At 37.7% G+C, this 11492-nt stretch carries 6 protein-coding genes; all 6 read right to left on the bottom strand.

What is annotated here, in order from left to right:
- Positions 1–436: 436 nt before the first annotated feature.
- A complete protein-coding gene (locus tag CRO54_RS01665) occupies positions 437–2002 on the bottom strand; it encodes a DUF4832 domain-containing protein (protein WP_097127957.1) in 1566 nt (521 codons plus the stop codon).
- Positions 2003–2096: 94 nt separating this feature from the next.
- Complete coding sequence (locus tag CRO54_RS01660) at positions 2097–3290, bottom strand: SusE domain-containing protein (RefSeq protein ID WP_097127955.1); 1194 nt, start codon at positions 3288–3290, stop codon at positions 2097–2099.
- A 68-nt stretch (positions 3291–3358) separates the two neighbouring features.
- Positions 3359–5005, bottom strand: coding sequence for a RagB/SusD family nutrient uptake outer membrane protein (locus CRO54_RS01655; protein WP_097127953.1), 1647 nt, complete (start codon positions 5003–5005; stop codon positions 3359–3361).
- Positions 5006–5106: 101 nt separating this feature from the next.
- Positions 5107–8115, bottom strand: coding sequence for a SusC/RagA family TonB-linked outer membrane protein (locus CRO54_RS01650; RefSeq protein ID WP_097127951.1), 3009 nt, complete (start codon positions 8113–8115; stop codon positions 5107–5109).
- 556 nt (positions 8116–8671) lie between these two features.
- Positions 8672–9886 (bottom strand): glycosyl hydrolase family 28 protein, encoded by a 1215-nt coding sequence (locus tag CRO54_RS01640; protein WP_138765726.1) that lies wholly within the window; start codon positions 9884–9886, stop codon positions 8672–8674.
- A gap of 59 nt (positions 9887–9945) precedes the next feature.
- Positions 9946–11136 (bottom strand): glycoside hydrolase family 88 protein, encoded by a 1191-nt coding sequence (locus CRO54_RS01635; protein WP_097127945.1) that lies wholly within the window; start codon positions 11134–11136, stop codon positions 9946–9948.
- Positions 11137–11492 lie beyond the last annotated feature (356 nt).

Here is an 11492-nt window from a genome sequence, read left to right as displayed (position 1 = left end):
TCTTGAGGCAAGGAAACTGATTCTAATCTATGCCATGTGGGGCAATTAACTTAGGAGCCGCCCAACGAGTGTAGGGTAAATTTTGTCTTCATTTTAATTTGGTTAGTATAATAAGTGTGTTCGATTACTATCAAATATATCTACGTTTTTATTGCTACCCGAGATAAGCTTCATCTATTTTTCATGGAAACGTTCCCAATATTTGGGAACGTTTCCATGAAACCAAAAACCAGCACAAAATGAGTCGATTAGCATATTTTCAAATAAAAATCATGCATCATAATTGTTGCAAAATTGAAACATTACGCATTGTTTTCCCAAAAAAATCATTTAAAAAATGAAATGTTGCTCAATCGATTTTGATTAAAAACGAGAAAGCTCCCTGTTTACCAATTGGCAAACAGGGAGCTTTCTTTAATTAGTCTTAAAAAATGGCTTACTGCACCTGTACGTTAATCAATTTCAACCATCCTTCTGTGGTGATATCTCCGTTTACAGATAACCTAATTCCAGGTTTATTTTCATTTGCACTGTCTACAATGGCAACGGCCCAAGTGTAAGTTCCTGCAGGTACGCCTAAGGCAGTTTTAAACTCATACCTTGTTGGCGAAGTTTTTAACCAAGTAGATGGTTCTGCAGCTTTATCGATGAAAACTTTATTTACGCTTCCGTCGGCGTTTAGCAATGCAAAAGCAACTTTATATTTATAATTCCATTGCGGGATATTATTTGGAAGGTAGCCCCAGCCCATATTTCTCCAACGGTGTGTAATCACTGCTTCTTCGCTGCTGCCAATTTTCTCTGGTAAATAAACCTGATCAGGGTATACGCGATAGCCACCTTCGGAAGTAAAACGTTGCACAAAAGTAAAAGCTCTTGTAAACCAACTTTCGGTATCACCCACACGAAAATCCATCATATTTACTGCCGCTTCTGCAGAACTGTCAAACTCACCTTTTCTAACGTCCTCTGGAAAATTCTCTCTGTACTTACCGCTGGGATCTATCCAATAACGGTGTGTACCACTAGTGATCCAGCCACCTTCCATTAATATTGGACGTTTAAAGTTCCAAGCCTTCGCGAAAGATTTTTCCCAACTACCATAATATTCGGTCATACCAAAAGCATCCGAACGTAAACTGTATCCTTTATTGATTAGTTTAGTTAATAATCGATCGGCATTTGGATTTGCGGCTCCCCAACTTACGGGGTCTCCTACTACTCTATGGTAATTAATTATTAAAGGTATTTTAGTGAAATTTTTAGTATAAACGTCCGAAATCCAATCCATTACTTCCTCTTTTGCTTCTTCAACTCTTTGAGTTGGGGTATTAGCAGCTGGGTCAAAGTAAATCACATTGTGTGCCTCGCCCCATTTACCTAATCCATAAGCATCTATAAATGATGTTTTCTTTGGATCATTAAAATCTTTAGCTAGCTCTTCAATAAATTTAGCGTAATGCTGTCTAAAAATTGGATCTTGAGGATATGGAGTTTTTCGTAAAGGAAACGATGGATTTTCTAAATAAAATTTAGCCCCTGCATCATACACAAATTGTGGCGTATTTAAACCTTGGTCTCGGCCATCTACTACTACTCTAAAAGATATTGGCAAGCCTCTATCTAGTGCACCCTTAATCATTTTATAAAGTGCAGAATTAGGGTCTCTCCACGCATATACACCATTTGAAGGATTAAAAGTTGCCCAATTGGTGCGAATATAACAAGCTGATGCATAATCTATCGCTTTTACTCTTTTTCCCAAATCAGACACGTAATATTCCGTATCCCAATAATTAGGATTACCAGAACCAGAGCCATACATTACCCATCCATTTAGTGGATTACGAAAGGTAGAACTTCTGTTATAATTAGGTTTTACCAATGTTCCTTGTGCTTGTTTTGTATCTTCTTCGGAGTTCTTTTTACAAGCAAAAGTTAGCAGAACGCATAACACGCCCAATATTTTTAGACCAGTTATTTTATAGTTTAATTTTTTCATATATAATATAATTCAAAACTCTATTTTACAATTTGCCATCTCCTTTTGGATTTTAATCCACCATTTATGACAGTGCCAATTATTCAATCTTGTTTTAACGTTTTGTAGCAACGAACGTCTTATTTCTAATATCAAGCACCATAAAATTAGTTCCTGATGGCAAACTAAAATATGCATTACGTTCATTTGCACTAAAGCCACTAAATACTGGATAAGATGCTCCTAAAGTAACAGCAGTATTTCCGGATGTATTATTACCTGTATACACGTACGTGTTATTGTGCGCCGCTACACCAAACTTTGTTCTACCTGTTAATGCCGCACCTGAATAGACGAATATTTGTGGATCTGCCAAACTTTGTGTCCAGCTACCTGCTCTCCATGCCCAAGCTGTAGGTTCGCCATATGTCCATAGTGCATTTACTTCTGTTGTAGTGAGTACGCTATTAAGTGTCCACTCTACAGAAGCTGGTTTTAGTGCTTTAGCCGGAGAATAAATAGTTGCTGTAGCTTTTTGCATATTTACAACTACACGATACTCGCCAGCAGTTTCAATTTTCCACGCGAAAGCATTTTCTCTAATTCTTATTGGAGTAGCTGTTCCATCATTTAACGTCGTACTTGCATCAGTAGAAACAATATAATTTGTAGTGCCACTGTATTCTGTTGGAATTTGCAATTCACCTGGCTGCAAATTAAGCACATAAGCATATTGGTTTGGATTTTCTAAGGTTTTAGGCATTTCTATCCTATTAATACCTGTAATAGCACTTCCACCTAAAAATACTTTGTCTGCATCGAAAACTACTGTTTTAATTGGTGTTACGTTAACTCTAATGGTACGTACCTCTGGAGCTTCAAAAGTTGCCCCTCCTTCCCAGTCGCAAACTACCCTAAACTCAAGTACAAAAGGCTTATTAACTGCAATGCCCCATTTCTGATTTGCCCAGTTTTGAAGCTGCTCTGAAGTAAAGCTTTTGCTAAAAACTCCATCATCTTCGTAGGCCATTATCGCTGTTGAGCTACCAAAATTGTTTCCCACAACATCTAATCTAGTGGTATAGGTAGCCATGTGATCATCAGACTGTGGCCTGGCGGGTGCCCAATTAAATGTGATGATATTTCCAGATAGATTGTTCTCATCTAAAATAATAGCTGGTGCCGATGCCTTAAGTTCCATTTTCTCTTGAACTTTCGGTATGTCATTTACGCCTTTTTTGCAAGCTGTAATACAGAGCACAAAGCTTAAGAACAGTAAGGTTTTATATAAATAGTTTATTCTTTTCATGATGTCGTTATTGAATCAAAATCATTGGTATTTTTTATTATTTGATGTTATTAAAGTGCTGCTCTATATCAATCGTAACCTGGATTTTGAGGGAATGGCGCACCTGTATTGGCATCTCTAATTGCTTGCGGAATTGGCCATAGCATGTGATTTGCATTTACCTTACCCGCTAAAGCAGGATTATACAATTTTACTCGATCAACATACTTTTTGGTTCGTACTAACGTAAACCTACGGGTTTCCTCTCCCACTAACTCTCTAATACGTTCATCCAACAAAAAGTCCATAGTCATATCGGCAGCGGCAACATCTCCTGCTCCTGCCCTTCTACGCACCTCATTTACAGCATCCGCAGCTTTTTGAGGATTAGTTTGACCTAAGTAAGCTTCTGCTAATAACAGATACGTTTCTGCCAAACGGAATTTCATTCTGTCTTTGTAACTACCTGTTAAACTTAAGTTTTCGCTACGACCATAAAAGAACTTGGTAATTGCAGGGAATAACTGTTTAGTAGTAAACCACGTATTTTGCGTGATTGGCGCTTTCTTACCGAAAAGTGCAGGATCCGCGGCGTTATTGTAATACCAGGTACGTTTAATGTTATAATTTGAATTACGTATATCATTTGCAGTAAAAATACCTGGGATATTGTCAGTAAGGCCAGTACCGTTTGTTCCTAACCACCATTTCATAGGTACTAATTGAGCAATACCACGACCACCCAAAGTGTCAGCCAATACAAAACCGCTGATACCCGAGTAGTTTGGAATCCAAGCCCTACGTGTCCAATCATCAGAATTACTACCGCCACCTATGGTGTTAAATTGGAATTGTAAAACCCAAATACTCTCTCTATTGGCACTTTTTCTGTTTTGATTATTTTCTACAAACAAATCACTAAAAACGTCGCCAGCTTTATCTTTATTTACTCCAAATCTGGTTTTCATTAAACCGTAGTGACCACTGTTGATTACTGCTAATGCCGCTTGCTCTGCCGCAGGATAATCGCCCTGCAACAAATAAATCTCACTTAATAAATGACTTGCAGCCCATTTAGTTAACTTACCTTCTTTAAAATTTGGTACATCAGGATTCGCAGGCAAATTTGCCACAGCGAATTTCAAATCATCCACCATGTGACCAATTACTTCAGCTTTTGGAGTACGAGTAAAATTAAGTTGAAAATCGTACAGAATCGTTTCTACATAAGGTACATCTCCATAAAGATAAACCAAGGTGCGGTAAGCATAAGCTCTAAAAAAACGTGCTTCTGCCTGAAAACGAGCTTTGTCTGTTGGCGAATCCCAATTGGTATTTTTCTCTGAATAAACCAGCATTAAATTGGCAGAAGAAATTAAATTATAAGCCCAAGTCCAATAGGTACCCACAAATTGTTCTCTTGGCGTAATCGTCAAGTTTGCAAATGCAGTAAGTGATGCATCGCTATTAATCACGTCTGCAATATCTGTGGCAGCCTGCAAAGACTCATAAGGTGTGGCGCCATTATGAATGAACGCTCCTCTTTCGCCGTAAGTATTATATTCTGAACGTGTAAGCGCATAAAGACCTGCGCTACCTACTTCAAACCCGTAGGTACTTGTATAAGTATTGCTTGGTGCTAGTTCATTTTTCAATTCTTCATCCAAAAACTTTTTACAGCCACTAAATGAGATCAATACGATCAATGCAATGCTTGTTGTTATGATATTTTTCATCTATTTAAATTTGTTTTCAATGGTGATGAAGCGGCCTTGATTTTTAATTGTGTTACCTATTTTGAAAATCATGACGGTTTCACTTTCCGTGTGGTATTAAATTAGAAGTTTACATTTAGACCGAACATATAAGAACGTGCTGTTGGAAAAGATGCCATCCATGTGTTATCGTAATTTAGCACCTGTCTAATGTTCGAAAATGTGTGCAGGTTGTTTACACTTGCATTTACGTCAATACCACTTACGCCTACTTTTTTGGCTATATTTTGTGGAACTCTGTAACCGAAAGTGATATTTCTAACTTGTACGTAATTCACTTTTTTATAATAACCATGTCCTTGTTGTGTATTTAAATAACCTGGAGAAACTATGGTAGCATTAGGGTTTTCAGGTGTCCAATAATTGGCACCGTGTACATAGTTGGTAATCCCAAAAGTCCAACCTCCCATGTTCGCCACGTTATCGTCACGCCAAACTCCAAAAACGCCAGTTACCAAAGCCGAAGCATAGAAATTTTTATAACTTAATCTATTGGCAAAAGAAGCTGTGTAACGTGGATTTTTAGAACCAATAATTTTTCTATCAGCAGGTGTAATTGTTCCATCACCATTTACATCTTCTAATTTGGCTGCACCAGCAGCTGCACCTGGTTGCATACTGTAATTTTCGCCAGTTTGCCAAATTCCAATCATATTATAGTCGTAAAAAACTCTTAAAGGTTTACCGATGTACCAATTGTTACCGATATCATCAATTCCATCACCCCTTAGTTCTACAATCTTATCTCGGTTTAGTGAAAAAACACCTGTAGAGCTCCAGTTAAAATCTTTCCTACTAATATTAACCGTATTTAAAGTAACCTCTATCCCTTTGTTTTGGGTTTCGCCAACGTTATCCCATATTCTGTTATAACCGTTCATAATTGGAACAATACGCTCCATTAACAAATCTTTAGTTCTAGAAATATAGGCGTCAACAGTGCCGCTCAATCTATTTTTAAACAACTGAAAATCTAAACCTAAGTTAGTTGAATAAGTTGTTTCCCACTTTAAGTTAGGATTACCGATACCATTACCTGCTAAATATGCAGTGGTTACTGGCACGCCTGTATCCCCCCAAATATATTTAACATCAGAGTATAAACGATCCAAGGTTCTATAAGGCGTAATTGCTTGGTTTCCGTTAGCTCCGTAAGAAAGGCGTAGCTTTAACATGTCCACCCATTTCACATTATCTTTTAAAAAGCTTTCTTCTCCAACATGCCAAGCAGCGGCGGCAGCTGGAAAAAATGCATATTTATTATTGATGCCGAAAACCGAAGCCCCATCAGAACGACCTGTTAACGTAAGCAAATACTTGCCTTTATATCCGTAGTTTAACCTACCCATATATGAAAGCATTGCTTTTTTTACCGATGAAGAACTATTGGCAATAAGACGCTCTGCAGTAGCTATCATAAAGTATTCTGTATCATCTGTTACAAAACCCTGTCCACTTTGCGAAAAAGTATTGGTTTGATCCTGTTGAATACTGAATAACCCAGTAGCATCAAAACGGTGGTCGCCAATTTCACGTTCATATTTCAATATGTTTTCGAAATTATAATCGTTATATTGAGAGTTGCTCGTTGAAGCACTACCACCAACTAGCGTTGCCGTTTCTCTACCATCAAAAGTATCACGACCATAGTAAGTTCCTGTAAAACCATTTCTGTAGTTATACCCAAAGTTTGCTCTATAAGACAATCCTTTAACTGGCAATAATACATTAGTATAACCAGAAAGAAAAAAGTTGTTATTGAACCTATCTTGAATAGCATTTACATTACGCATCGGATTAACGATGAGCGAATATTCCATAGGTTCAGGCACGTAATTACCATTAGCATCTTTATAGCTACCGTAAGGACTTTGCTTAATGGCATGTTCTATATTTGGTGTAACACCGCCATCACTTCTTCTGGTGTATTGTACACCTATACCAATAGTTAGCCACTTATTAAAAGTTTGATCTAAGTTGGCTGTCATGTTTAAACGAGACAAACGTGAGTTATATACCACACCATCTTGCTCTAAGGCTGCAAGCGAGGCCATATACTTTGTACTTTCTGTACCTCCAGAAACACTTAGCTGATGATCCATTGTTACCGCTCTTCTAAAAATATAATCTTGCCAATTGTGCGTAACGTTATTTGCGTAATTTCCTCTCTCGGTCACACTAATAATATCTCCCGCAATTGGATCCAATAGATAACCGGTATAGCCTTGTCTCAGCCTTCCAATATCTTGTTGAAAGCGAATGTATTCGTTTGGACCCATCACATCAATACGTTGCATGGGCTCGGCTAAACCTAATTGCCCACGATAGCCAACCTGAGCTTTACCTAACGAACCTCTTTTGGTTTGGATAAGGATTACACCATTAGAACCACGAGAGCCATAAATAGCTACTGCAGAAGCATCTTTTAAAATACTTGAACTTTCTACGTTATTAGGGTCGATATCTGCTAACGAACCACTATATGGAATACCATCTAAAATAATTAATGGATTGTTGCTAGCTTGTATAGAATTTTCTCCACGAATTAACAAAGTTTGTGAAGCACCTGGTCTAGCATCACCAGTAGTGATACTAAAACCAGCTACCTGCCCCACCAAACGATCCATTAAGTTTGGTGTAGAAACCATATTTAACTGTTCTTTGCCTACTACCGCCAAGCCTCCCGTTAAATCTTTCTTTTTGGCAGTACCATATCCTACTACCACCACCTGATCTAATACTTTATCTCCGCTCATTTTAACGTTGATAACTCCCGATGGATTAGCTTTGATTTCTTGTGTATCGAAACCGATGTAGGAAAAAACCAGCGTAGCTGTTGGCAACGCATCTAGTGCATAGTTTCCATCAGCATCTGTAGAGGTGCCTTTTCCAGTACCTTTAACTAGTACCGATACACCAACTAGTCCTTCACCTTTTTCATCAGTAACTTTACCTTTAATTTTGACTTTGACTGGATCGGTTGTTTGTGAATAGCTGTAATTTGTCGCCAGCACCAGCATTGCGACAATCATTAGCCAGCTTTTAAGCTTAATGTGTAATTCTTTTATCATTTAGATTTATTTTGGTTAGGATTAAAACTTAACATTTTGCGTCTTTCTCTTTCATCAAGATGAAGACAATTAGATTTTAAAAAAATTTGGCTATAGGCTTACTGATTGTTTAGGTTAAATTTATTTTTGGGTTATTGATATTTTAGAACTGGTTGCAACTTTACAGTTCCCAACACCAATAATTTATAGGATATTTAGTAAACACGGAGATCATCTTCTTCCTGTATTTATCGAATTTTTTTGCAGCTCAAACCATAGCTTTTTCAACCAGCTTTTTACATCGTTGATATGACTACGTTCTTGTATTAAAAAAGGAGCGGTGCATTTTGTGGTATTCCTGTGGATTGAATTACCTTTTTGAATGATAATAGCGACAGCTATCAATTGCTTAGTTTTCATACTTGGTTCGGTTACTATAAATTGGTTAAGACAAAACTATGTCCATCAACCATACGGAGGGTTCACTTTTGTACGAAAATGGTTTGGTTTTGTACAAACGAAGGATTATTTGGATTTTTCCAGCCCAATTGACCGAAAAAATGCATTTCCGTTCCTTTTATTTTTTGATATTTTTTACATTATCAACCACTACACTCTCACTTGCCTGAACATCTATAGCACTTCCTTCTCCTGTATAAAAAACATCTCTGAAACTAGCATCCAATATTCCCTTAGCTTTTACTTGAAAGTTACTTACGAGGTTTCTCACAAATAAACCTTTAATGTTCTCCGCATATTCTGCTTCCAATCCTTTTTTAGATAAAGGGCTGATGATCATATTTTCGATAAAGACATTGCTAATCCTCAACTTACCAACCGGCATCATACGAATAGCACGATGTGAAAGAGAATAGAAGTCTTGCCAGTTTTGAAGGTAGATATTGGAGATATTATCTTTTTCGCCTGCGTATACAGAACCACTTACCACATTCACATTTTCTTTGCCTGCTTCTACACCTGTATCAGTTAAGCCGATATTGATAAAGTCGTCTCCGCTTTTTCCCTTTATGTTCGAAATGATAATGTTTTTACTTCCAAAACGCACTCCCAATCCATCTTGATTTAAGATTTGCTTCTCTGTTCCTGCAACGTTAACGGCTTGCCTTACATCAAAAGTGATGTCTTTAACCACTCCGTTAGTACTGCGTTCTAATACTAAACCGTGACCGTGATAATCTTTTAGCGTAATTCCGCTAATTTGAAATACATCTACATGAGCCAGTATAATCGCATGGTTTCGCCAACCTCCTTTTTGGTTTTCGTTTGGTTTGCCTGCATCAGTGCCATAAGATTGACCAAATCCGTTAGGGTTAAGAGACAAAGTTTTATTGTGATCGCCAGTAGAACGAGGGTTATTAGCTCCCTCCAAGAGCACATTACCTACCCCAACCACCTTTATGTTTTTTAAGGGAGCGATGTTCTTGATTCCCAGACCTGCGTTTGCCGAACGAATAAAGTTATCCCTGCATTTATCAGAAAGTTTGATTTTGCAATTGTTCAGTTCCAGCTCAAAATCGCTAGGTAGCAAAATAGCCTGATCTATCAGCCAAACGTTTGTTTTTGTAACAGCATCGTATCTTGGAATTACCACTTTTCCTGTGGTTTTCTTCGCTTCGTTAATTGCCTTTTGAATACGCTCTGATTGTGTACCAGTTTTATACGAATTAGGGCTGATGTAGGTTTCATCGAGTTTAATTGCCGTTGCTGACAAAAAGTTGAAACTGCACAATAAAATGCAGAGTGTAAATAGTGCTTTCTTAAAGATCGCCATTGCTATAAGTTGTATTGATTATTAATTGGAAACACAAGAATACCTGTTTTTAATCTTATTTAGAGCCTTTTTTTTAATCTTGTTAAGGCTTCTAGATAATAATAGTCTGCGTAAGTTAAGGGTGCGTCAATTTCTGATTTGAAGGGGAAAGCACCTGTGCTATGCTTCAGGATAAAGTCTCCGTTTTCGCCTAATTTAGCAGTGTATTCGTCTGATGCCAACGTTCTAATCTGCTTATCAACCACTTGCATATATTTCTTTTTCAATTTGGCATCTACAAAATCGCTTAACTCTATCAATGCAGACGCCATAACGGTGGCTGCAGACGCATCACGAGTGGTATTTGGAATTTGTGGTGCATTGTAATCCCAATATGGGATAAAGTCTTTTGGCATTTGTGGATGGTTGATTAAAAAATTAGCGATGTGCTTTGCCTGTTCTAAATAACGTTTATCCTTAGTTTCGCGGTAGAGGTAGGTGTAACCGTACAATCCCCACGATTGTCCACGGCTCCATGCAGAATCATCGGCAGCGCCTTGATGTGTCTGCTTTTTATGCGGTACTCCAGTTTTTTTATCGTAAGAAACCACATGATAAGAACTGTAATCAGGACGAAAGTGATGTACCAATGATTTATCTGCATGTGATATTGCTATTTTCTTAAAGCTTTCATCTTTGGAGTAATTTGCTGCCCAAAGCATCAACTCCAAGTTCATTAGGTTATCGATAATTACTGGATATTGCCAAACTGCGGTGTTATGGTCCCAAGAACGGATTAAACCTACGTTGGCATCATAACGGGTGGCTAACGATTTGGCACCAGTTAACAACACTTCCTTGTAGCGTTCTTCGCCAGTAATCCGTAAACCATTTCCAAAGCTACAATATAACATAAAACCTACATCGTGATTATCTGTGGTGTATTTCTCTCGCTCTACCCTATCCGTGTAAAGCTTGGCATATTTAAGCACTTCCTCATTTTTATTGTTTTCGTACAAATACCAAAGCGAACCCGGAAAAAAACCACTACACCACCATCTCGAATCTGAAGAAGTATCTTTACCACCTTCAAAAGATCTAGGAAATCTACCTTGCTGGTTTTCGTATTTTTTAGCCATTAATAAGCTTTGTTGTTCGGCATTTTCAAAAGCTTTGTTGATTACGCTTTTTAGAGATTGAGCTTTCACTTGACCTGCAGTAATTAATGCGATCAAAAATAATAATGAAATGTGTGTTTTCTTTTTGTTCATTTATTGAGGTTTGAAATATTTGGCACCAATCAAGATTTGGCATCATCAAAACTACTATTAAACGTTTTTTCAAGGGTTCACTTTTGTACAGAAATGGTTCGGTTTTGTACTTTAACAGGGAATTTGGGAGATTTTTCAAAAGGCTTACGAAGTTTTGAAAACTTCGTAAGTCTACTGATGCACCACTTCCATTACCAAGAACGTCATCCCAGATTTAATCTGGGATCTTAATGCTGTAGACGATTTTTCCATCTTAAACCTTTTAGCTCTTTACGATTCCCGCCTACGCGGGAATGACGATGTAGGAATGGAAGTGCTACAGATGCTTCAGTTTCCCGAACAGTCTGGACAGGCAG

Source organism: Pedobacter xixiisoli, assembly GCF_900215335.1.
Classification (GTDB): domain Bacteria; phylum Bacteroidota; class Bacteroidia; order Sphingobacteriales; family Sphingobacteriaceae; genus Pedobacter; species Pedobacter xixiisoli.
This window is presented reverse-complemented; position numbering and strand designations above follow the sequence as displayed.

Coding starts and splice junctions, on each gene's coding strand:
- CRO54_RS01665 (WP_097127957.1), bottom strand. CDS start 2,002: ATGAAAAAATTAAACTATAAAATAACTGGTCTAAAAATATTGGGCGTG.
- CRO54_RS01660 (WP_097127955.1), bottom strand. CDS start 3,290: ATGAAAAGAATAAACTATTTATATAAAACCTTACTGTTCTTAAGCTTT.
- CRO54_RS01655 (WP_097127953.1), bottom strand. CDS start 5,005: ATGAAAAATATCATAACAACAAGCATTGCATTGATCGTATTGATCTCA.
- CRO54_RS01650 (WP_097127951.1), bottom strand. CDS start 8,115: ATGATAAAAGAATTACACATTAAGCTTAAAAGCTGGCTAATGATTGTC.
- CRO54_RS01640 (WP_138765726.1), bottom strand. CDS start 9,886: ATGGCGATCTTTAAGAAAGCACTATTTACACTCTGCATTTTATTGTGC.
- CRO54_RS01635 (WP_097127945.1), bottom strand. CDS start 11,136: ATGAACAAAAAGAAAACACACATTTCATTATTATTTTTGATCGCATTA.